Source organism: Pseudomonas urmiensis, from assembly GCF_014268815.2.
Lineage (GTDB): Bacteria > Pseudomonadota > Gammaproteobacteria > Pseudomonadales > Pseudomonadaceae > Aquipseudomonas > Aquipseudomonas urmiensis.
This window is the reverse complement of record NZ_JABWRE020000001.1, coordinates 2041152-2064300: the sequence shown is the minus strand read 5'-3', so window position 1 is coordinate 2064300 and position 23149 is coordinate 2041152. Positions and strand designations below refer to the sequence as shown.

The 23149-nt window shown below is 63.5% G+C and carries 15 protein-coding genes and 1 pseudogene; 11 read left to right on the top strand and 5 right to left on the bottom strand.

The window, feature by feature from the left end:
* Positions 1-82 precede the first annotated feature (82 nt).
* From HU737_RS09090 to HU737_RS09080, 3 genes are all read left to right on the top strand, one after another.
* Positions 83-1708, top strand: coding sequence for an NADP-dependent glyceraldehyde-3-phosphate dehydrogenase (locus HU737_RS09090; RefSeq protein WP_186554572.1), 1626 nt, complete (start codon positions 83-85; stop codon positions 1706-1708).
* A 174-nt stretch (positions 1709-1882) separates the two neighbouring features.
* Positions 1883-2350, top strand: a complete 468-nt coding sequence (locus HU737_RS09085) for a VOC family protein (RefSeq protein ID WP_186554573.1) — start codon at positions 1883-1885, stop codon at positions 2348-2350.
* An 84-nt stretch (positions 2351-2434) separates the two neighbouring features.
* A complete protein-coding gene (locus tag HU737_RS09080; RefSeq protein ID WP_186554574.1) occupies positions 2435-3619 on the top strand; it encodes a DUF8534 domain-containing protein in 1185 nt (394 codons plus the stop codon).
* A gap of 64 nt (positions 3620-3683) precedes the next feature.
* Here the strand turns inward: HU737_RS09080 and yiaY are convergent, their stop codons facing one another.
* From yiaY to HU737_RS09065, 3 genes are all read right to left on the bottom strand, one after another.
* Positions 3684-4832 (bottom strand): L-threonine dehydrogenase, encoded by a 1149-nt coding sequence (gene yiaY / locus HU737_RS09075; protein ID WP_186554575.1) that lies wholly within the window; start codon positions 4830-4832, stop codon positions 3684-3686.
* Between the two features lie 129 nt (positions 4833-4961).
* Positions 4962-6524 (bottom strand): threonine ammonia-lyase, biosynthetic, encoded by a 1563-nt coding sequence (gene ilvA, locus HU737_RS09070; protein WP_186554576.1) that lies wholly within the window; start codon positions 6522-6524, stop codon positions 4962-4964.
* 187 nt (positions 6525-6711) lie between these two features.
* Positions 6712-7143 (bottom strand): PACE efflux transporter, encoded by a 432-nt coding sequence (locus tag HU737_RS09065; protein WP_186554577.1) that lies wholly within the window; start codon positions 7141-7143, stop codon positions 6712-6714.
* A 187-nt stretch (positions 7144-7330) separates the two neighbouring features.
* Here HU737_RS09065 and wecB point away from each other — a divergent pair, with 187 nt between their 5' ends.
* The 5 genes and pseudogenes from wecB (at position 7331) to HU737_RS09040 (ending at position 15687) form a co-directional block, all read left to right on the top strand.
* Positions 7331-8485 (top strand): non-hydrolyzing UDP-N-acetylglucosamine 2-epimerase, encoded by a 1155-nt coding sequence (gene wecB / locus HU737_RS09060; RefSeq protein WP_186554578.1) that lies wholly within the window; start codon positions 7331-7333, stop codon positions 8483-8485.
* Positions 8482-10654: pseudogene (gene nfrB / locus HU737_RS09055) on the top strand (cyclic di-3',5'-guanylate-activated glycosyltransferase NfrB). Before wecB ends, nfrB begins: the two are co-directional and overlap by 4 nt.
* Positions 10651-13641 carry a phage receptor gene (locus HU737_RS09050; RefSeq protein WP_186554579.1) on the top strand — a complete coding sequence of 997 codons (2991 nt, stop codon included), beginning with the start codon at positions 10651-10653 and terminating at the stop codon, positions 13639-13641. The pseudogene nfrB and the gene HU737_RS09050 overlap by 4 nt, the downstream one beginning before the upstream one ends.
* Entirely contained in the window at positions 13641-14480 is an 840-nt protein-coding gene (locus tag HU737_RS09045) for a DUF4434 family protein (RefSeq protein WP_186554580.1), read from the top strand. Before HU737_RS09050 ends, HU737_RS09045 begins: the two co-directional genes overlap by 1 nt.
* A gap of 118 nt (positions 14481-14598) precedes the next feature.
* Positions 14599-15687 carry a GGDEF domain-containing protein gene (locus HU737_RS09040; RefSeq protein WP_186554581.1) on the top strand — a complete coding sequence of 363 codons (1089 nt, stop codon included), beginning with the start codon at positions 14599-14601 and terminating at the stop codon, positions 15685-15687.
* A 105-nt stretch (positions 15688-15792) separates the two neighbouring features.
* On the opposite strand, the gene HU737_RS09035 is transcribed toward HU737_RS09040, so the two are convergent.
* Both HU737_RS09035 and HU737_RS09030 read right to left on the bottom strand, forming a co-directional pair.
* The gene (locus HU737_RS09035) at positions 15793-17091 is read right to left on the bottom strand and encodes an ATP-binding protein (protein ID WP_186554582.1); all 1299 of its coding nucleotides are present in this window, start codon (positions 17089-17091) and stop codon (positions 15793-15795) included.
* Between the two features lie 7 nt (positions 17092-17098).
* The gene (locus HU737_RS09030; protein WP_186554583.1) at positions 17099-17800 is read right to left on the bottom strand and encodes a response regulator; all 702 of its coding nucleotides are present in this window, start codon (positions 17798-17800) and stop codon (positions 17099-17101) included.
* A gap of 158 nt (positions 17801-17958) precedes the next feature.
* On the opposite strand from HU737_RS09030, the gene HU737_RS09025 reads away from it, so the two are divergent.
* Genes HU737_RS09025 through mobA form a run of 3 tightly spaced genes read left to right on the top strand, consistent with a single transcriptional unit; the run spans position 17959 to position 22904 of the window.
* Positions 17959-19134, top strand: a complete 1176-nt coding sequence (locus tag HU737_RS09025) for an efflux RND transporter periplasmic adaptor subunit (protein WP_186554584.1) — start codon at positions 17959-17961, stop codon at positions 19132-19134.
* An 11-nt stretch (positions 19135-19145) separates the two neighbouring features.
* The gene (locus tag HU737_RS09020) at positions 19146-22268 is read left to right on the top strand and encodes a multidrug efflux RND transporter permease subunit (protein WP_186554585.1); all 3123 of its coding nucleotides are present in this window, start codon (positions 19146-19148) and stop codon (positions 22266-22268) included.
* 60 nt (positions 22269-22328) lie between these two features.
* The gene (mobA, locus tag HU737_RS09015) at positions 22329-22904 is read left to right on the top strand and encodes a molybdenum cofactor guanylyltransferase MobA (RefSeq protein ID WP_186554586.1); all 576 of its coding nucleotides are present in this window, start codon (positions 22329-22331) and stop codon (positions 22902-22904) included.
* Positions 22905-23149: the final 245 nt, after the last annotated feature.

Below are 23149 nucleotides of genomic sequence, written 5' to 3'. Positions count from 1 at the left end.
CAGACTGGTGTTTTTCTTGCGGCGGGTGCATGCTCGGACGCTGAAGCGTTTCACCTAGCCAAACCTGTGAGGTGCAGTAACCATGGACCGTTTGCTCGATTCGCTGTTTCCGACCGCCGAAGAGATCCCCGAAGCCTGGCGCCTCGGCCCGCCACTGGAACAGCGCGATTACCTCGTCAATGGCGAACTCAGGCAATGGCACGGGCCCTTGGCTACCGTGCGCAGTCCGGTCTGGCTCAAACAGGGCGATGAAGAGCACCAGGTGATTTTGGGCAGTGCACCGTTGCTTGACGCCGACACCGCCCTCACCGCCCTGGATGCTGCGGTTCAAGCCTATGACAAAGGCCGCGGCAGCTGGCCGAACATGCGCGTGGCCGAGCGCATCCAGCACGTCGAAGCGTTCCTGGCGCGCATGCGCGAACAGCGCAGCGCGGTGGTCAAGCTGCTGATGTGGGAGATTGGCAAGAACCTCAAGGATTCGGAGAAAGAGTTCGACCGCACCTGCGACTACATCGTCGACACCATCAACGCCCTCAAGGATCTGGACCGACGCTCCAGCCGCTTTGAACTCGAACAAGGCACCCTCGGCCAGATCCGCCGTGCGCCGCTAGGCGTGGCGCTGTGCATGGGCCCTTACAACTATCCGCTGAACGAGACCTTCACCACCCTGATCCCGGCGTTGATCATGGGCAATACCGTGGTGTTCAAGCCGGCCAAGTTCGGCGTGCTGCTGATCCGGCCACTGCTCGAAGCGTTCCGCGACAGCTTCCCGGCCGGGGTGATCAACGTCATCTATGGTCGCGGCCGGGAGACCGTCAGCGCCTTGATGGCCAGCGGCAAGATCGACGTGTTCGCCTTCATCGGCACCCACAAAGCCGCCAGCGACCTGAAAAAACTCCACCCACGCCCGCACCGCCTGCGCGCAGCGCTGGGCCTGGACGCCAAGAACCCCGGGATCGTGCTGCCCCAGGTGGACCTGGACAACGCCGTCGAGGAAGCAGTGACCGGCGCCCTGTCCTTCAATGGCCAGCGCTGCACCGCGCTGAAGATCCTGTTCGTGCACGAGGATGTGGTCGCGCCGTTCCTGGAGAAATTCCAACGCAAGCTGGCTGCGCTCAAGCCCGGCATGCCCTGGGCACCGGGGGTGGCGCTGACGCCACTGCCGGAGCAAGGCAAGGTCGACTACCTCAACGCCTTGGTGGAGGATGCCAAGGGCAAGGGCGCGCAGGTACTCAATGAGCATGAAGGCGGCGGCCACAGCCGGGGTTCGTTCTTCTATCCTGCCCTGCTCTACCCGGTTAGCGCCGATATGCGCGTGTATCACGAGGAGCAGTTTGGGCCGGTGGTGCCGGTGGTGCCCTACCGCGACCTTGAGACAGTGATCGAATATGTACTGGACTCCGACTACGGCCAGCAGTTGAGCCTGTTCGGCAATGATCCCCAGACCATCGGCACGCTGGTCGACACCTTTGCCAACCAGGTGGGGCGCATCAACATCAATGCGCAGTGCCAGCGTGGCCCGGATACCTACCCGTTCAACGGCCGCAAGAACAGCGCTGAAGGGACCTTGTCGGTACATGACGCCTTGCGGGTATTCTCGATCCGCACCTTGGTCGCGACCAAGTTCCAGGAGGCTAACAAACAATTGATCAGCGAGATCATTCGTAATCGACAATCGAGCTTCCTGACGACCGACTACATCTTCTAGCCAGACGGTTGCTTATGGGGAATTGGCATTTGCGTTAAGCGGCTAGCTGTATAAACATACAGCCTCGCTGTTTATATTGGCCTCATCGCGCGACACCGTCCGTGTAGCAGCGGGCTGGTCCCGCGAGAGGCCAGCATGACCCGCCCAATGCTCAAACCCCAAGGAGATAACAAGATGGCAGCCAAACCGATTCCCGAAGGGCAACACAGCATCACCCCCTACCTGGGCATCAAGGACGCCCACCTGGCCATCGAGTTCTACAAAAAGGCCTTCAACGCCCAAGAGATGTTTCGCCTCGACAGCCCAGACGGCCGGGTCGGCCACGCCGAGCTGAAAATCGGCGACTCGTCGCTGATGCTCGCCGAGCCCTGCGGCGAAAGCGGCGGCTTGACCGCCAGCCAATCGGTCAACGGCGTGGCTGTTGGCCTGCACTTGTATGTCGAGGACTGCGACCAGATCTACGCCCAGGCCATCGCTGCTGGCGCTACCCAGGTCAGCCCTTTGCAAGACCAGTTCTACGGCGACCGCAGTGGCACCGTGAAGGACCCGTTCGGCAACCTGTGGTTCGTCTCGACCCATAAGGAAGACCTCTCGGTTGAAGAAATTCGCGCCCGCGCCGCGAAGATGTTCGGCGCTAACTGAGCCTTGAGCACCAAGCCACAAGCTTCAAGTTGAAAGCGGCGCGGCTTTGCTTGAAGCTTGAGGCTTGTAGCTTGGAGCTGCTTCATGCGAATCATCGAAAAAAACGCCACCCTGGTGCGCAGCCTGACCCCAGCCGAGGAAGAACTGCTGGCCGGTTTTGCCAGCGCCAGCCTCAGCGGCCCCGCCGTGCTACAGGCCAACCAGATGCTGATGAAGGTGCGCAGCGCCAACCAGTGGCTGGCCTGTGATTGCCGCAAGGATGCCTTGCCGGTGCTCAACATCGCCCTCAATGGCGACACCGGTCGGCTGATCCTGCGCAACAACCCCGACACCCCCGAGCATGCCCCCGGCTGCCCGTTCACCAAGGATGAGCGCGAGGCCGACGAGCGCCGCAACGAGACCACCCCGCCACCGGCTTGGCTGGCGCCCGATACGCCGCTGCGGCTGATAGGCGATTTTCGCAAAACCGCAGAAGGCGGCGCGGCTGCAGAGCCTGGCGATCGGCGTGAGCAGCAACATCTGCTGTCGCTACTGCTGACCTGGATCGAGATCAGCGGCCTGAACGTCTATGCCACCCACCTGAAAAAAGACCTCACCGCCCAGTTCGCCGAACTGCGCAGCGTCGCCAGTCGCTACCCCTTGCTCGAACGGGTGCCGGCCAGCAACTACCTGGAAACCCGCCTGGACATGAAGCACATGATGATGCTCAAGTCCCGCCTGCGCGAAGCCACGGTATTTGCCAACCACCGCCGCCACGGCCTGTTGCTCGACTGCGTCGATCAGATCAAGGCACGCAAGCTGTTCAACGCCCGCAGCGAAGATGGCTTCGATTTCCAGGGGCATCACTTGTATTGGGGTGGCAGCCGCACCACTGGGCCACTGCTGGCCTTGGCCCTTTACTCACCGACCATGGCAGGCAGCCACTTCTATGAGTTGATCCATGTCGCCAGCGTGCCGGTATTGTCGCGCGCGCATCTGTTCCCGGTGTACCGCGATGAAGAGCGCGAACCGCTCAAGGCGCTGGTGTCGTTGATCGACTGGATGGCGAGCAAGGGGGTCAAGGTACTGATGCGCCGGCCGGTAATCGGTGGCCAGGTGATGGATGAACTGGTGCTGACCTCGGATCAGGACCGGGTGCTATCGGTTTCACTGCTCGAACAACCCGTCGGGCCGGAGCCTGAGACCGAGCACTTCAAGCGCTATGCCGACTTCAAGAGCCTGGAGACGTTTCGCAAGTATGTGGCAGGGTTCTTCATGCGCGAACGCTGAAGACAGTAGCGCTGCCAATCGCCGGACACGTCACTGGGACGTGTCCGGCGATTGAGCTGAACGATCAGAACGCCGCGCGGAAGATCGCCTCGATCTCAGCCTGGCTGGCCGGCCGCGGATTGGTCAGCCCACACGCATCCTTCAACGCGTTTTCAGCCAGGACCGGCACGTCCTGGACTTTGGCACCCAACTCCGCCAGCCCCGCGGGAATGCCGATCGCCGCAGCCAGATGCTCGATTGCGCTGATCGCCGCCCCCGCGCCCTGCTGCGCATCCAAGGCACACACCCGCACGCCCATGGCCTTGGCCACATCGCGCAGACGCGCCGCACTGACCTTGGCATTGAAGCGCTGCACGTGCGGTAGCAGCACCGCATTACAGACCCCATGCGGCAAGTCATAATAGCCGCCGAGCTGGTGGGCCATGGCATGGACGTAGCCGAGCGAGGCATTGTTGAACGCCATGCCGGCAAGGAACTGGGCATAGGCCATGTTCTCCCGCGCTTGCAGATCCTTGCCGTCCGCCACCGCCTGGCGCAGGTTGTCGCTGATCAGGCTGATGGCCTTGAGCGCGCAAGCGTCGGTAATCGGGGTTGCCGCTGTCGACACATACGCCTCGATGGCATGGGTCAGGGCGTCCATGCCCGTCGCGGCCGTCAGGCCCTTGGGCATAGCGGCCATCAAGGCTGGGTCGTTGACCGAGAGAATCGGCGTGACGTTACGGTCGACAATGGCCATTTTCACGTGGCGTGCTTGATCAGTGATGATGCAGAAGCGAGTCATCTCGCTGGCCGTACCGGCAGTGGTATTGATCGCAATCAGCGGCAACTGCGGCTTGCTTGAGCGGTCGACACCCTCGTAATCGCTGATATGCCCGCCATTGGTTGCGCACAGGGCAATGCCCTTGGCGCAGTCGTGGGGTGAGCCGCCACCGAGGGACACCACACAGTCACAGCGTTCACGCTGGAGCACCGCCAGGCCCGCTTCGACATTGGCGATGCTCGGGTTGGGCTGGGCGCCGTCGAACACCACCGAATCGATGTCACGCATTGCCAGCATCTCGGAGATACGCTGGGCCACGCCAGCCTTCGCCAGCCCTTCGTCGGTGACGATCAATGCCTTGCGCAGGCCATAGCCGGCAATGGCGGTCATCGCCTCCTCCAGGCAATCGATGCCCATGATGTTGACGGCGGGGATGAAGAATGTGCTGCTCATGGGCGGTTCCTCGGCAAACTGGGTCTGGCTTGAGGATCGACCTGAATGGCGCGAAGGGTGTTGATCCAGGGCAATGTGTTGTGAGTGACGCGCCCATCGCCGACTTGCCCAGCGATGGGCGCGGTACTTCTAGCCCAAAAACAGCTGATACGCCGGGTTATCCGTCTCATCCCAATAGCGATAGCCCATTTCATCCAACGCCACCGGCAGGCCCGCCAGTTCATCCCCAGGCACTTCCAGCGCGGCAAACACCCGGGCCTCGGCCGCACCATGGTTGCGGTAATGGAACAGGCTGATGTTCCAACGCTTGCCCAAGCGCTCCAAAAAGCCCAACAACGCCCCCGGCCGCTCCGGGAACTCAAAGCGCAACACCCGCTCATCCGCCCCAGGCGCGGCATGCCCACCGACGGTATGACGCACATGCAGCTTGGCCAATTCGTTGTCGGTCAGGTCGAGCACGCTGTAGCCCTGCTCACGCAGGCTGGCCAGCAGCTGTTCACGCGGGTCGTTCAGCGGATGCGTTTGCACCCCGACGAACAGCCGCGCTTCTTTTCCTGGGTAATAGCGGTAGTTGAACTCGGTGATCTGGCGCTTGCCCAGGGCCTGGCAGAATGCGCGGAAACTGCCTGGCTGCTCCGGGATGGTCACGGCGATGATCGCCTCGCGCTGCTCACCCAGCTCGGCCCGCTCGGCGACATGACGCAGGCGGTCAAAATTGACGTTGGCGCCCGAGTCAATCGCCACCAGGGTCTGCCCCTGCACGCCGTCACGGGCCACGTACTTCTTGATCCCGGCCACCGCCAACGCGCCAGAGGGCTCGGTGATAGAGCGGGTGTCGTCGTAGATGTCCTTGATCGCCGCGCAGAGCTCATCGCTGCTGACGGTGATCACTTCATCGACGAAATGTCGGCACAATTCGAAGCAATGGGCGCCGATCTGCGCCACCGCAACGCCATCGGCGAACGTGCCGACCTGCGCCAGGATCACCCGCTCACCGGCAGCCATGGCCGCTTGCAGGCAGTTGGAGTCCTGCGGCTCGACGCCGATCACCTTGACCTCGGGCCGCAGGTATTTGACGTAGGCGGCAATCCCGGCGATCAGGCCGCCGCCACCCACCGGCACGAAGATCGCATCCAGCGCCCCAGGCTGCTGGCGAAGAATCTCCATGGCCACGGTGCCTTGGCCTGCGATCACGTCTGGATCGTCGAACGGCGGCACGAACGTCGCGCCGTGCTCGTCGGCCAGGCGCAGGGCGTGGGCCAGCGCATGGGGAAAGCTTTCGCCATGCAGCACCACATTGCCACCGCGAGAACGCACGCCTTCGATCTTCAGCGTCGGCGTGGTGGTGGGCATGACGATGGTCGCACGCATCCCCAGGTGCGCCGCAGCCAGGGCGACCCCCTGGGCGTGGTTGCCCGCCGAGGCGGTGATCACCCCGCGCTCGCGCTGGGCAGTGGTCAGCCGTGATAGCCGGGTGTAGGCACCGCGGATCTTGAACGAGAAGGTTGGCTGCAGGTCTTCACGCTTGAGCAGCACCTGGTTAGCCAAGCTTGCCGACAAGGCGGGGGCGACTTGCAGTGGGGTCTCGATGGCCAGGTCGTACACGGGGGCGGCAAGAATCCGCCGCACCTGCTCCGAAAGCAATTGTTGCGGCGTGGTGGCGGTACGCGGGCTGACACTGAGGCTGGTCATCGATGACTCCTGGCTTTTTTTTGATTTGCCCAGGAGTCAGAGAGAAAAAACCCGCCTCCAGGGCGGGTTCGGTGCACGTACGCGCTAGCCCGCCAATCCGATAATGGCGGTAATAATAATGCTCAGGGCGCGACGTTGCGGGAAGGTATTCATGGGCGCTGACGTTAGCCTGCCTGGGTACGGCAAGTCAACATTTGACGTGCTGGGCCGAGAGCGGCACATCGAACACCTTGTCAAAGCCCCATTGGAACACGAAGGCATAGACGAAGAAGAACACGAACAAGGCCAGGTTGGTCAGCAATGCCTGCCACAGGCTGATGTCGAGCCAGAACGCCACCAGCGGCAGCAGGATCAACACCAGCCCACCCTCGAAGCCCAACGCATGCAGCACCCGGCGCAACAGGGTACGGGTACGCTGCTGCTGACGCGCCTCCCAGCGCTCGAAGGCCCAGTTGTAGCCCATGTTCCAACTCATGGCGATGCCCGACATCAGCACCGACAGCACCGTCGAATGGGCCATGCCTGCGTCGAACATCAACGACAGCGCCGGCGCTACGCAGGCCACGGCGATGACTTCATAGCAGATGGCCTGGACGATCTTGCGGGCCTTGCCTTGCATGGGGGCCTCCTGATGAGAAATGGACAGAAACGGTACGCCGCTCTGGGCGGATCTTCAACCTTTGCAGCATCCGCTGGCCGCTGCGCACGCAATTGGACAACCCCTGGTTCGCCTGCTTGTATCTAACTCCTACAAGCGCGACGCATTCGTACAACTTCGGACACGGAATCGGACGAGGAGCGAGACGATGCCCCATACCGTCATGATGGTTTTCGGTACCCGCCCAGAAGCGATCAAAATGGCTCCGCTAGCGCGCGTGCTGCGCGAATGGCCCGAGCTCGACCTGCATATCTGCTCCACCGGCCAGCACCGGGAAATGCTCGAACAAGTGCTGACTGCCTTCGGCCTGTCGGTCGATCAGGACCTGCAGGTGATGACCAAGAACCAGACCCTCAATGGCCTGGCCCGCGACCTGCTGGACAAGATCGACCAGGCCTACGCACAGGTAAACCCGGACATCGTGCTGGTCCACGGCGATACCACCACCAGTTTCATCGCCGCCCTCGCCGCCTTTCACCGGCGCATCCCCATCGGCCATGTCGAAGCCGGGCTGCGCACCGGTAACCTGCAGCAACCCTGGCCGGAAGAGGCCAACCGGCGCCTGACCGGGGTGCTCGCCGATCTGCATTTCACCCCTACCACCAAGTCCCGCGACAACCTGTTGGGCGAACATGTGCCCGCCGAACACATCGAAGTGACCGGCAATACCGTGATCGACGCGCTGCTGTGGATGCGCGCGCATCTGAACACCAGCGGCTGGCATCCGGCAGCCGATTCGCCGCTGGCAGTGCTGGGCGCTGATCAGCGTATGGTGCTGATCACCGGCCATCGTCGGGAAAACTTCGGCGCCGGTTTCGAGCGCATCTGCCTGGCGCTGGCCGAGTTGGCCTTGCGCTACCCAGACGTGCAGTTCGTCTACCCGGTGCACCTCAACCCCCAGGTGCAAAAAGCTGTCTACGGCGTGCTCTCGGGCCGCGACAACATCCATTTGGTCGCCCCCCAGGATTATCAGCACTTCGTCTGGCTGATGGACCGCGCCCAGGTGATCCTCACCGACTCTGGCGGGGTCCAGGAAGAAGCGCCGGCGCTGGGCAAGCCGGTGTTGGTCCTGCGCAAGGTCACTGAACGTCCGTCAGTGCTCGAAGGCGGTACGGTCAAGCTGGTCGGCACCCTCACCGAACGCATCGTCAGGGAAACCAGCCAACTGCTCGATGACCCCGAGGCGTATCGGCAAATGGCTCGGGTGTACACCCCGTTCGGCGACGGCCATGCCAGCGAGCGCATTGCCGAACGCCTGCAACGCTGGTTCGAGGAGCGCGAAAACGGACGAGACGACGCATGAGCCTGGCCTTTATCGATTTTCTGACCTATGTACTGTTCGGCCTGAAGATTCTCGCCATCATCCTCGCCAGCCTGATGTTCCTGCTCGGCCTGGATGACCTGTTCATCGACCTGTGCTACTGGGGCCGCAAGCTGGTGCGGCGCTTCCGGATCTATGACAAATACGAACCGGCCGATGAGAAACGCCTGTTCGAAGTGCCGGAAAAACCCCTGGCGATCATGGTGCCAGCCTGGAACGAGGTGGGCGTGGTCGGCGAGATGGCGCGCCTGGCCGCTTCGACCATCGACTACGAGAACTACCAGATCTTCGTCGGCACCTACCCCAACGATCCGCAGACCCAAGCCGATGTCGATGCGGTGTGCCTGCACTACCCCAACGTGCACAAAGTGGTCTGCGCCCGGCCAGGCCCGACCAGCAAGGCCGACTGCCTGAACAACATCATCGACGCCATCCTGCGGTTCCAGCAGGACGCACGCATCGAGTTCGCCGGGTTCATCCTGCATGACGCCGAAGACGTCATCTCGCCAATGGAACTGCGCCTGTTCAACTACCTGCTGCCCAACAAGGACATGATCCAGATCCCGGTGTATCCCTACGCGCCAGAATGGAAAGGCTTCACCGCTGGGCACTACGTGGATGAGTTCGCCGAAAACCACGGCAAGGATGTCATCGTCCGCGAAGCGTTGACCGGGCAAGTGCCCAGTGCCGGGGTCGGCACCTGCTTCAGCCGGCGGGCGATCAGCGCGCTGCTCGAGGACGGTGACGGCATCGCGTTCGATGTGCAGAGTCTGACCGAGGACTACGACATCGGTTTTCGCCTGAAACAAAAAGGCATGAAGTGCATCTTCGCCCGTTATTCCATCACCGACCCGGCGCTGACGCTCAAGCAGGACTGGCGGTTCGGCATGAGCCGGGCCTTCTCCCAGGTGATCTGCGTGCGCGAACACTTCCCGCGCGACTGGCAGCACGCCATTCGGCAAAAGTCGCGCTGGATCGTCGGCATCGTGTTCCAAGGCACCAGCAACCTGGGCTGGAGCCGCAAGGGCGCGCTCAATTACTTCCTTTGGCGTGACCGGCGCGGGCTGTTCGCCTACCTGCTGAGCTTTTTGGTCAACCTGTTGTTCCTGGTCCTGTTGGCGATGTGGCTGGTGACGGTGATCGCCCCTGAATCCTGGCGCTTCATGTCGATCCTGGGTGACAGTTGGCTGCTCTCCACCCTGCTCTGGCTCAACGGCTTGTTGCTGATCAATCGGCTGTTCCAGCGTGGTTGGTTCGTCACTCGCTACTACGGTATTGGCGAAGGGCTGCTGTCGGCGCCGCGGATGATGTGGAGCAACTTCGTCAATTTCTTCGCCAACCTGCGTGCCCTGCGCCAAGTGATGGAAATGGGTGATTCACGGCGAGTGGCCTGGGACAACCACCCACGAATTCCCGGCCCTCGCCTCACCAGCTCGCACGCCCCTGGGCCATCGTCTGGTTGAAAAAGGCTACATCAGCGAAGCGCAACTTGAGCAAGCCATCACCAGCCCAGTACGCCGCCGGTTGGGACGCGAACTGCTGTTGCGTGGATGGCTGACCAGCGAGCAACTGGTCGAAACCCTGGCTGAACAGCTGGAGCTGCCCTGGGCACCACTCAATCCGTTCAAGATCCCCCCAGCGCTGATCGGCAAACTCCCGCGCCGCCTGGCCGTTCACTATGGCGTGCTGCCTGTGGCGGAAGATGGCGACACGCTGGTGCTGGCCAGTGAAAGCCCGGTCAGCCAGGTGTCGCTGGGGGTCATCAGCCGCCAGCTCAAGCGCCCGGTGCGCAGCCGCTTGGCGCCCCAGGGGCGGGTGACGCTGGGCCTGCGTTATCACTATCCCAGCCCCTGGCAAAAACCCGAGACCCAACAGATGCTGGCCGTGCTGGAGCGTCATCAGGATGACGCCGAGCTGATCGAGAAGGTCAGCACCCACCAGGTCATGCTCGGTGCACTCCTGCAAGTGCGCGGTATGGTCCCGGCGACCTTGTTCAATCAGGCGCTGATCGATTTCGACCCCGACACCATGAGCCTGGGCGAGCACCTGATCGCCCGCGGCATCATCACCGAGCAGGTGCTGCAACAAGCCCTCGCCGAACAAGCCAGCGAACAGCAGGCTGCCTATGACCTGACGCGGGAGGTGGCATGAAGCCCGGTATTTCCCTGACGTTGACTACCTTGTTGCTGTGTTCCACCGCCCTGCCGGTTTTGGCAGCCCCGATGACTGACTTCCAGCGTTTCACTAGCTATCCCTTCATGGAGCGTGGCTATCGCGAGGCGCAGAAAGACAACTGGGCCGAGGTCGAGCGGCTGACTCGCCATGTGCTCGACCGGGTACCGAACAACGATGAGGCACGTGCCTTGCTGATGTCGGCACTGGCCCACCAGCGCCGCTATAAAGAAGCCCAGGCAATGGCCGAGCAGTTGCAGAACAGCCCCGAGCACGCCGACGCCCTGCTCGAACTGCGCTTGACCTGGATCGAGCAAGACCCGCCACCGGCCAGCCAGGTCGAGGGCTGGATCGCCAGCAGCGAAGGCAACACCCGTGTGCGCCTGTGGCAGGCCTACAGCATGAGCCTGGCCAAGTTCGGAGGCGCCGGGCGAGCCTTGGCGTGGCTCAACCAACTGCCAGCGCATGGCGACGGCATGGTCTTGCGCCTGACACGGGCCAACTTCGCCGAACAGTTGCGCAATTGGGGCGAGACCATCGAGCAACTGCAACCCTTGGCCGACAAGGGCCAGCTGTCAGCCGAGAACTGGCAGCGACTGGCCAACGCCTACGTGCAGCAAGTCGACGAAAACGGCCTGAACAAACTCCTGGCCAGCGCGCCATCGGCCGAGGTGGCCAACCAGACGCGCCTGGCCATGGCCAACCGGGCAATCGCCGTGGGCCATAATCAGCAGGCCGAGCGCTGGCTGCAAAGCCTGCCCAGTGAGCAGCTACAACACCCCGAGCAACGCCAGCAACTGTGGGAACTGGCGCGCCAGGGCGATAACGCGGCGCAGGTCCAGCAGCTGAGCAACCAGCTCGGCAAACCGTGCCTGGAAACGGTCGACTGGCTGTCGCGACACGATCCTGCGCTGGCCCGCGAGCAGCTCAAGGGTTGTACCCGCGACGACAACCCACGCGCCCATGCCGTGCTCAAGCAACGCCTGTATGGCGACCCGCCGCAACCACCGCAGCCGCGCACGGCCGCGCAGTGGGAGCAGCGTTACCGGCAAAGCGGCGACCTGGCGGCGCTCGAACAAGCCAGTTTCCTGCTAGTCGAGCAAGGCCAGGCCGAGCGCGCACGACACCTGCTCGTGCAGGCCTACGACCGTCGCCAGGGCCGCTTGACGCCGTCCCTGCTGCGGCGCCTGGGCAACCTTTACGCACGCAATGATGGCCCGCTGGACAGCCGCCGCATGCTGGCGCTGGTCCCCCGGGTCGACGCCGCCACCCGGGCGCAACTGCTCGCGCGCCTGGCCGAAGCCGGACAGTGCGATGCGGTGCGCGGGGTAATCCCGGGTAAACCAACCGAACCCGGCCAATACCGTGCCCTGGGCCGCTGCGCCATGCCCGAGCATCCCGGCGAAGCGGTGGTTTATTACCAGGCCGCAGAAGGCCTGGGCGACACTGCCAGCCGTCTGCCGCTGGCCTATGCGCTGCAGGCAGCGGGTGACTTCGAAGCAGCCCTGCCAATCTGGCGCAGCCTGCCCGCCGAAGCCTGGACCGACAACGCCCGCCTGACCGCCGCACAAGGCGCCTTGAATGCAGGCGACGCCCAAGCCGCCCAGCGCTATTGGCAGGTGGCAGCGCACAAAAGCGCCGATGATTGGGCCTTGGGCGCCGCCATCGCCCAGCGCCAGGGCGATTTCAACACAGCGCTCAACCGGCAACGCCAGGCGCTGGCGCACACCCCACGAGCCGATCATTACTACGCCGCCGCGGGCACCGCCCAAGCGGCCGGTGACAGTGCGCAAAGCACCGCCTGGCTGGCCGAAGCGGTGCGCCTGGCGCCTGACCAGCCGCGCTACCGCGCCGACTACGGCATGCGTTTGGCAAGCTCGGCGGACCCGCAACAGCGCCGCGCAGCGATCCCCTACCTTGAGCGTTCGACCCGCGATTTTCCCGAGGACTACCGCCTCGGCGAAACCCTGGCGCTGCGCTATGACGAAGTCGAAGACAGTGCCTCGGCCCGCCGCGAACTGCGCCGCGTCATCGATGTGGAGCAGCATGTGGTCGACGGCGACGACGAATACGGCAGCCTGGAAGCGCGCAAATACCGCCAGCGTCGTGCCCACGAAACCCTGTCGCGGCGCGACAGCATCACCCTGGCCAGCACCTGGTCGCCCGCCGGTACCTCGACCAACGACAACTTCGACACCGGCCGTAGCGAGCGCCGGGCGCGCTCGCAGAACGTGCAGCTGGCGATGTGGGACCATGCCCTGGGCGAACAGCCCAGCCGCAATGGCAGTACCCTGTCGGTGTATGGCCGGGTGCTGTTTGGCGGTCCGGGGCGCTCCGACTACGCGCAAAGCATGGGCACTGGCGTAGGCCTGCGCTGGAAACCGTTCGGCCAGGCCAACCTAAACCTCTACGCCGAGCTTTATCACCAGCGCCAGATCGACGACCAGCACTACAACGGCTTGAGCCTTGGCCAGTTGCTCAGCCCGAGCAAGGTCGGCGATAACTGGGGCGATCTGCGCGGGCACGCCGAGTCGAGCAACGACTTGCTGCTGCGCGCCACCGCCTCGGTGCTCGACCAGGGCGATTGGCGTAACGACTGGCGCATCGATGAAGATCAATGGAACGAGCGCTTCCTCTACCTCGACGCTGCCTGGTGGACTCGCGCCGGCGACCACGCCTGGCTGTCGCGCTATCAGCAAGGCCACGCCTGGAAACTGCCGGTCGACTCGCCGCAGACGATCATGCCCTATGGCTTTGTCGAGTTCGCCAGCCAAGACCCCAGCAACGACTGGCGCCAGGATCTGCGCAGCGGCGTCGGCCTGCGCTGGCAATGGTGGTTCGATGATGATCGCTACAACGCCTACCGCGGCTCGTTGAAAGTGCGCGCCGAGTACCAGCAGGCACTGGGCGGCAACCTCTATGAGCGGGCCAACGGCGTGCTCCTGGGTGTGGAGATGACCTTCTGATGCGCAAGCTCCTGGCAATTGGCATGCTGCTGTTGTGCCTACCGGCGCTGGCCGACCAGCGCCTGTTCTATCAACCGCTGAACCGCGATGCAGCGCTCACCCCGGCCCAGTGGCAACAGCTGTGGCGCGCCACCGTGGCCCAGGGCGGCAAGACCTTGATCGTGCAGTGGAGTGCTTATGGCGACAGCGATTTCGGTGGCGCTCAGGGCTGGTTGGCCAACAGCCTGCGCGAAGCCCACGCGCAAGGCCTGGAACTGGTGCTTGGGCTGTACATGGACCCCGGCTACTACCAACGCATCGAGCAATTGGACGCCCAGGGGCTGTCGGACTACTGGAAAGCGCAACTGGGCCGTTCCCTGACCCAGTTGCAACAGGTCCAGACCAAATGGGACGTGCAGCTGGCGGGCTGGTACCTGCCCATGGAGCTGGACGACCTGCACTTCGCTGATGCTGCCCGCCGCGAGGCGCTGCACAGCCAGTTGCAAGCATTCAACCGGCAACTGGACAAGCCGCTGCATATCAGCGCGTTCAGCGCCGGCAAGCTGTCGCCGCGGGTCACTGGTGTGTGGCTGGAACAGCTGAGCGGCATGGGCTTGACTGTCTGGTGGCAGGATGGCGCGGGCACTGGGCGCTTGCCGGCGCTGGTGCGCCAGGGCTATGAACAGGCGCTGCCCTGCCGGGTCGGCATTGTCCGGGAGGCGTTTCGCCAGACCAGCGCACCGGGGCAGCCGTTTCGCGCCGAGCCTGCGCCGCCGGCGCTGAGCGGTGGGTGCCACGCCCAAGCCGTGTTCGCCTTGCGTTATCGGCCTTGGGCGCAGGGTTTATTGCCGGTCAATTGAGTGGGTTTCACCGGCCTCATCGCGGGGCAAGCCCGCGACAATGAGTAGCGCTACACGTGGGAGCGGGCTTGCCCCGCGATGAGGCCAGTACAGCCAGCAAGGAGTCCCCGACTAAACCATGTTCAAAACCATCGAAGAGCACGTGCGCAAGCAGGTCGCCCCCGCCGCCCTGCGCGCGGAATTTCGCCAGCACGAATTCGAGCTGATGCGTCCGTTCTGCCAGTTGATCTTCTGCTGCAGCATTGGCATCTGGCTGATCTTCGACCTGATCGTCAGTTACCTGGGCGATCAAGGCTTCACCTGGCTATCTGGCCTGTTCATGGGTTTACTGGGCTGTATCACCGTGGTCCTGGGTTTCACCCGCAAAAGCCACCACTTCGATGTGCTCAACTTGCTGTTCATCGCCGTGATCACCCTAGGCATGCGCCTGGTGATCGAGGGCATCCCTATCGCCCTGCGCCCGGTATGGCTGGTGCTCGGCGTGTCGACGGTGCTCTACAGCGTCTCGGTGCTGCCGGTACGGCGTTGGTCGTTCTTCTGCGCCATGGCCATCTGCTGGGCGATGCTCAACCCCTTCTACGGCACCAATATCGACCTGGATGACCTGGAAGCCGCCATGCTGCTCAGTTATGCGGTGTTCCTCAGCGGCCTGGTGATCTACAGCTACCTGCGCATCCGCCAGGCCAAGCTACACAACTTCTACATGTCCAAGGTGCTGTTGGAGCAAGCTTATGTCGATGTGCTCACTGAAATACCCAACCGCCGCTCGTTCATGGCCAAGGCCGAACGCCAGTTGCAGCAAGCGCCGCCGGGGCAATTCCTGGCGATGATCGACATCGACAACTTCAAGAAGGTCAACGACCAATTTGGCCATGATAGTGGCGATGAAGTGCTCAAGCGTGTGGCTGGGCATATAAAGGCATCGATGGCAGGTTTCGAGTTCGCAAGGCTCGGCGGCGAGGAATTCGCGATCTTCTTCCAGGGCCTGGATCAGCAAGCTGCCGAGCGTCAGGTCGCAGCCTTGTGCAAGCGCGTGCGCGAAGACCTGGGGGCGCATCCAGTGACGATCAGCATCGGCCTGGCCCAGGTCAACGGCGGCGATAGCCTGAGCCTGGCGCTGGTACGTGCCGACCAGGCGTTGTATGAGGCCAAGCATACGGGCAAGGATCGGTTCGTGTTGTGGACTGCCCAGTTGGGGGGCGCCTGACACAGGTCCAGTACCTGCCGCTGCGTGGTCACCCCACGCCCGCAGCCCCTACACAAAACCTGTAGGAGCGGGCTTGCCTGCGAAGAGGCCGGAACAAACACACCCTCAACTGGCAGGCAAACGAATCTTGAACTGCGCCCCACCCAACACCGACTGCGCCACGGTAAGCGTGCCACCCTGCCCCTCGATCGCCCGCCGGCTGATCGCCAGCCCCAAGCCAAACCCGCCGGTATTGCGATCGCGGCTGCGATCGAGCCGATAGAATGGCTGGAAGATCCGCTCACGCTCCTCGACCGGAATGCCAATGCCGTCATCCTCAACCGTCAGCAAACAGGCCCCATCGGCTTCCAGCTTGAGCCGCAACAGCAGGCTCTCGTCGCAATAACGCATGGCATTGCGCACCAGATTCTGCACCGCGCGGGCGGTCAGGCGCGGATCGAGGACAAAGCGCGGCAGCTTGTCATCGGCGCGCACTTCCCACTGGATGCCGCGCCCATCGAGCTCTTCGGCAAAGCCGCCAAGCACACTGTCGACCAGCTCCAGCAACGACACCTCGACCCGCTCGCGGGCCTGCTCGGCATTCTGCAAGCGGCTGTAAGACAGTAACTCGAGCACCAGCTCATCCAGCTCGCGCACATGCCCGACCAGCTCCAGCAGGCGCTTGCGGCTGGCTGGCGGGACCTCGTCGAACAGCAGCACCAGGCCAAAATCCAGGCGGGTCAACGGCGTTCGCAGTTCATGCGACACCGCATTGAGCAGCTCGCGCTGCTGGTTGACGTGGCGCTCCAGGTCGCCGGCCATGGTGTCGAACACCCCGGCCAGTTCGCCGATGTTCGAGTGCGCCGAGATGTGTGTGCGCTCCGACATCTGCCCCTGGCCCAAGCGCCGGGCGGTCTCCTTGAGCCGCTCCAGGTCGCGCCAGTGCGGCCACACCCAGACCAGCAGGCAACCGAGCATGGCGGCGCCGATCAACACCGTCACGCCCCAGGACAACACATTGATATCGACCGGATCCGGCGGGCTGTGCAGGCTCACCAGCCAGTCCGGGTCGAGCGCTGCCAGGGCGGTCTGGTAATAGCCCCAGTCGCCGATGCGCACCACCTTCAAGCCATGCTCAAGACGTGCCCGCTCAGCCACCGTCAGCTCGGCTTCGTCCCACTTGAGCAGCTTGACTTGCAACGGCGTGAAGTGCGCCGCCAAGTCGCTTTCCACCGCTGGCCACTGCTCGCGCGGTGCCTGCTGGAACTGGCGCACGATCAGCGACTGCACGCCCTTGGCCTGGTCGAGGTTGTAGGCCATGAAGCGCTCATGGAAGGCACCGACGATAGCGTCGGGGATCAGCAGCAAGGCACCGGCATAGGCGACGATGATCACCAGGTACAGGCGCACCAGGATCTTCAGCATGATGCGCTCAGAACTCCCACTCGACGCGGCTGAACAAGTAGCCCTTGCCCCACACGGTCTTGATCTTGCGCGCTTCGCCGGCGTTGTCGTCGAACTTGCGCCGCAGTTTGGAGATGGCGACGTCCACCGAGCGGTCGGTGCCGTTGAACTCGATCCCGCGCAACTGCTGCAGGATGCGGTCGCGGCTGAGCACTTCACCGGCATTGCGCGCCAACACCACCAACAGGTTGTACTCGCCGCTGGACAATTCGACTTCCTCGCCACGCCAGGTCACGGTGCGTTCGGCCAGGTTGATCTGCAAACCGCCGACCAGGATCAGGTCACTCTCCAGGCGCGGCTCATTGATACTGCTGCGGCGCAGCAGGGTGCGCACCCTGGCCAGCAGCACCCGCGGCTCACAGGGTTTGGTCACGTAGTCGTCGGCGCCCATCTCCAGCCCCAGCACCTGATCGTAGCTATCGTCGCGGGCGGTCAGCATGAGGATTGGCAGGCCTTGGGATTCCTGGCGCAACAGGCGGCACACTTGCAGGCCGTCGAGCCCCGGCAGCATCAGGTCGAGCACCACCAGGTCAGGTTTGTCCCGGCGAAACGCTTCCAGCACGTGGTCGCCCCGGGCGATCACCCGGACATGAAAGTCGTTGCGTTGCAGGTAGCTGGCGATCAATTCAGACAACGCGCTGTCGTCTTCGACCAGGAGAATGTTCGGCATAAAGGGCGTAGTAGCGAAATGGTGAGAGGCAGGATATAGAATCCTACGCCTGGCCAGCGGCATTCCTTACACTTTTTCACACTCGTCCTACACTGCTTCACACCCACGCCGCGAGCGCCTGCTTTAGCATACGCCTGGTCATTTTCGGAAAACCCCGCATGTCTACTCACCGCCCTACCCGCCTGCGCCGTTTGGCGCCTTTGGTGCTGCTGAGCGTATTACTCGCTGGCTGCGACGATGCTGCCGAGCAGCAAGAACAAGCGCCCACGCCGCAGGTGCGGGTGGAAACGGTGCAGGTCCAGCCTCTGGCGATCAGCACCGAACTGAGCGGGCGCATCCTGGCGCCGCGCACGGCAGAGGTGCGCGCACGGGTCGCGGGGGTGGTGCTCAAGCGGGTGTACCGTGAAGGCAGCGATGTCAAACAGGGCCAGGTGTTGTTCCTGATCGACCCGGCGCCCTTCAAGGCCGATCACGACAGCGCCCGCGCCACCCTGGCCAAGGCCGAGGCCACCCGCTACCAGGCGCGCCTGCAAGCGCAACGCTACAGTCAACTGGTCGACGACAAGGCGGTCAGCCGCCAGGAATACGACAATGCTCGCGCTGCGTTGCTCCAGGCTGATGCCGAAGTCGCCGAGGCCAAGGCTGCCCTGGAGCGGGCGCGACTGAACCTGGGTTACGCCACGGTCACCGCGCCGATCTCTGGGCGCATCGGCCGCGCGCTGGTGACCGAAGGTGCGCTGGTCGGTCAGAACGAAACCACGCCGCTGGCCACCATCCAGCAATTGGACCCGATCCATGCCGATGTCAGCCAGTCGACCCGCGAGCTCAATGCCCTGCGCCGCGCCTTGCGCGCTGGTGAATTGAGCCAGGTCGGCGAAGGCCAGGCCAAGGCTACCTTGATTCAGGATGACGGCAGTGCCTACCCGCTGGCGGGCAAGTTGCTGTTCTCCGACATCAGCGTCGATCCGAGCACCAACCAGATCACCCTGCGCAGCGAGTTCCCCAACCCGGATCTCGACCTGCTGCCTGGCAGCTATGTGCGCGTGCGCCTGGAGCAGGCCGTGCAGCCCAAGGGCATCAGCGTGCCGCAGCGGGCGATCTTGCGTGACAGCGCGGGCGTGCCGAAGGTGCTGGTGGTCGACGCGCAAGCCCGTATCAGCGAACGGCAGATCGTCCTGGGCAGCGCGCAAGGCGATCGCTGGATCGTCAGCGAAGGCCTCGCCGCAGGTGAGCGGGTGGTGGTCGAAGGCCTGCAACACGTCAAGGCCGGCGACCAGGTGCAAGTTGAGTCATCACAGGACGCGCTTCCGATCGTCCAGCACAACGGCCAGTGAGGGCCTGATTCATGCCGCAGTTCTTTATCGACCGCCCAGTATTCGCCTGGGTGATCGCACTGTTCATCCTGCTGGCCGGCGCCCTGGCGATCCCGCAATTGCCGGTGGCCCAGTACCCTAACGTGGCGCCGCCGCAGGTGGAGATCTACGCCGTCTACCCCGGCGCCTCGGCCGCGACCATGGATGAGAGCGTGGTCAGCCTGATCGAGCAGGAGCTCAATGGCGCCGACAACCTGCTGTACTTCTCCTCGCAGAGCAGCCTGGGCAGCGCCACCATTACCGCGACCTTCGAGCCAGGCACCCACCCGGACCTGGCCCAGGTCGATGTGCAAAACCGCCTCAAGGTAGTCGAGTCGCGCCTGCCGCGGCCGGTGACCCAGCAGGGTTTGCAGGTGGAGAAGGTCTCCACCGGCTTCCTCTTGCTGGCCACCCTCACCTCCGAGGACGGCAGCCTGGATGAAACCGCGCTCAGCGACATCCTCGCGCGCAACGTGATGAACGAGATCCGCCGCCTCAAGGGCGTTGGCAAAGCCCAGCTGTATGGCTCGGAGCGGGCCATGCGGATCTGGATCGACCCACGCAAGCTGATCGGTTTCAACCTCACGCCCAACGATGTCGCCGAAGCGATTGCCGCACAGAACGCGCAAGTCGCCCCCGGCAGCATCGGCGACCTGCCCAGCCGCCCGACCCAGGAAATCACCGCCAACGTGGTGGTCAAGGGTCAGCTGAGCCTGCCTGAGGAATTCGCCGCCATCGTCCTGCGCGCCAACCCCGACGGCTCCAGCGTGACCATCGGGGATGTCGCCCGGGTCGAGATTGGCGCCCAGGAATACCAGTACGGCACACGTCTGAACGGCAAGCCGTCGACGGCCTTTGCCGTGCAGCTGTCGCCCGGTGCCAACGCCATGGAAACCGCGACCCTGGTGCGCGAGAAGATGGCCCAGCTGGCGCACTACTTCCCCGAAGGGGTCAAGTACGACATCCCGTATGACACCTCGCCGTTCGTCAAGGTGTCGATCCAGCAGGTGATCACTACCCTGTTCGAGGCGATGCTGCTGGTGTTCGCGGTGATGTTTTTGTTCCTGCAAAACCTGCGCTACACGCTGATCCCGACCCTGGTGGTACCGGTGGCGCTGATGGGCACCTTTGCCGTGATGCTGGCGCTGGGCTTCTCGGTCAACGTGCTGACCCTGTTCGGCATGGTTTTGGCGATCGGCATCCTGGTGGACGACGCCATCGTGGTGGTGGAAAACGTCGAACGGATCATGGCCGAAGAAGGCCTGCCACCCAAACAAGCCACGCGCAAGGCCATGGGCCAGATCAGCGGCGCTATCGTCGGGATTACCCTGGTACTGGTGGCGGTGTTCCTGCCGATGGCCTTCATGAAAGGTTCGGTGGGAGTGATCTACCAGCAGTTCTCGGTATCGATGGCAGTCTCGATCCTGTTCTCGGCGTTTCTTGCCCTGAGCCTGACCCCGGCGCTGTGCGCGACCTTGCTCAAGCCAGTGGCCAAGGGCGAGCACCATGAGCGCAAAGGCTTCTTTGGCTGGTTCAACCGGCGCTTCGAAGGCATGAGCAACGGCTATCAACGTTGGGTGGTACAGGCACTCAAGCGCAGTGGCCGCTACTTGCTGGTGTATGGCCTGCTGTTAGTGGCGTTGGGCTTTGGCTTCAGCCAGCTGCCGACCGCCTTCCTGCCCACCGAAGACCAGGGTTACACCATTACCGATATCCAACTGCCGCCTGGCGCCAGTCGCGCCCGTACCGAGCAGATCGCCGCCCAGATCGAAGCGCACAACGCCGAGGAGCCTGGAGTGGGCAACACCACGCTGATCCTGGGCTTCAGCTTCTCCGGCAGTGGCCAGAACGCAGCACTGGCCTTTACCACCCTCAAGGACTGGTCCGAGCGTGGTGCCGACGACAGCGCCCAGTCCATCGCCGACCGGGCGACCCTGGCCTTTAGTCAACTCAAGGATGCCATCGCCTACTCGGTGCTGCCGCCGCCGATCGACGGCCTGGGCGAGTCCACTGGCTTCGAGTTCCGCTTGCAAGACCGCGGCGGGCTTGGCCATGCGCGGTTGATGGCAGCGCGTGACGAGCTGATGGCCAACGCGCGCAAGAGCAAGGTGCTGGTCAACGTGCGCGAAGAGTCGCTGGCCGAGAGCCCGCAGGTGCAGCTGGAAATCGACCGACGCCAGGCCAACGCCCTGGGCGTGTCATTCGCCGACATTGGCGCTGTGCTGGACACCGCGGTGGGCTCCAACTACGTCAACGACTTCCCCAACCAAGGCCGCATGCAGCGGGTGGTGGTGCAGGCTGAAGGCGACCAGCGCAGCCAGGTCGAAGACCTGCTGAAGATCCACGTACGCAACACCAGCGGCAAGATGGTGCCGCTGGGAGCCTTCGTCCAGGCGAACTGGGTCAGTGGCCCGGTACAACTGACCCGCTACAACGGCTATCCGGCGGTGGCGATCTCCGGCGAGCCGGCGGCTGGCTACAGCTCCGGCGAGGCCATGGCTGAAATCCAGCGCCTGGTCGACCAACTGCCCGAAGGCACTGCCCTGGAATGGACCGGCTTGTCACTGCAAGAGCGTCTGTCCGGTAGCCAGGCGCCGTTGCTGATGGCGCTATCGCTGTTGGTGGTGTTCCTCTGCCTGGCGGCGCTGTACGAGAGCTGGTCGATCCCTACTGCCGTACTGCTGGTGGTGCCATTGGGGGTGCTCGGCGCGGTCCTGGCCGTGACCCTGCGCGGCATGCCCAACGACGTGTTCTTCAAGGTCGGCCTGATCACCCTGATCGGTCTATCGGCAAAGAACGCCATTCTGATCATCGAGTTCGCCAAGAGCCTGGTCGACCAGGGCCAAGACCCGGTGGACGCTGCCGTACACGCTGCACGTCTGCGCCTGCGGCCAATCGTGATGACCTCGCTGGCGTTCATTCTCGGCGTGGTGCCGCTGGCCATCGCCACCGGTGCCAGCTCCGCCAGCCAACAAGCGATTGGCACCGGGGTGATCGGCGGCATGCTCAGTGCGACCTTGGCGGTGGTGTTCGTGCCGGTATTCTTTGTGCTGGTGATGCGTTTGGCTGGGCGCGGCAAGGCCAAGCATACCGCGGCGGTCGTCAGCGAAGGCTGACTGGACAAGCCACCTGCGACATGGGAGGGTTTCTGGCTTAGCCGCCAGGAACTCTTTTTTATGTCCGCTGCCCTTCTCCCCTGCTCCATCCTCATTTTGGCCGGTGGTCGCGGCCAGCGCATGGGTGGCCGTGACAAAGGCCTGGTGTGCTGGCGCGGCGAGCCGCTGGTGGCGCATGTGCAGCGGGTGGTGCGCGATTTGAGCGATGACGTGGTGATTTCCTGCAACCGCAATCAGGAGGCCTATCGGGTTTTTGCCGATCAATTGGTGGGGGATGCCGAGGTGGACTATCCCGGGCCGTTGGCTGGAGTGATTGCCGGTGTCGAGGTGGCTCGGCATGAATGGGTTGTCGTGCTGGCCTGCGATGCGCCGCTGATTGATCAAGGGTTGATTGAGGACCTGCTGCGGCTGGCGGTTGAGCACGATAGCGCGGCCATGGTGCGTCAGGCTGGGTATTGGCAGCCGATGTTCAGCGTGCTGCCGCGGCGTTTGTTGCCGGTTTTGCAGCAGGCTTGGCAGGTGGGTGAGCGGAGTTTGCAGAAAGTTTTGTTGCTGGGTTCGGTGCAGGGATTGGAGTGTGCTGAGGGGGATCGGCGGTTGAGTAATTTCAATAGTCCGCGGTGGTTGGAAGAATAGGTTTTTGGGGTTCTGGGCTCTAGGATAGTGAGCTTATCCATTTGATGTGGCGGCGCTACTGGCCTCTTCGCGGGCAAGCCCGCTCCCACAGGTACCGCGCAGATTTATGACCTGCGTTGAACCAGCACTGACACCACGCAGATCCTGCGCACGCCACGAACCCTGTGGGAGCGGGCTTGCCCGCGAAGAGGCCGAATTATCCACCACTACTGCCCACAGGCTCGGAACTCAGAAGAACCCAGCCC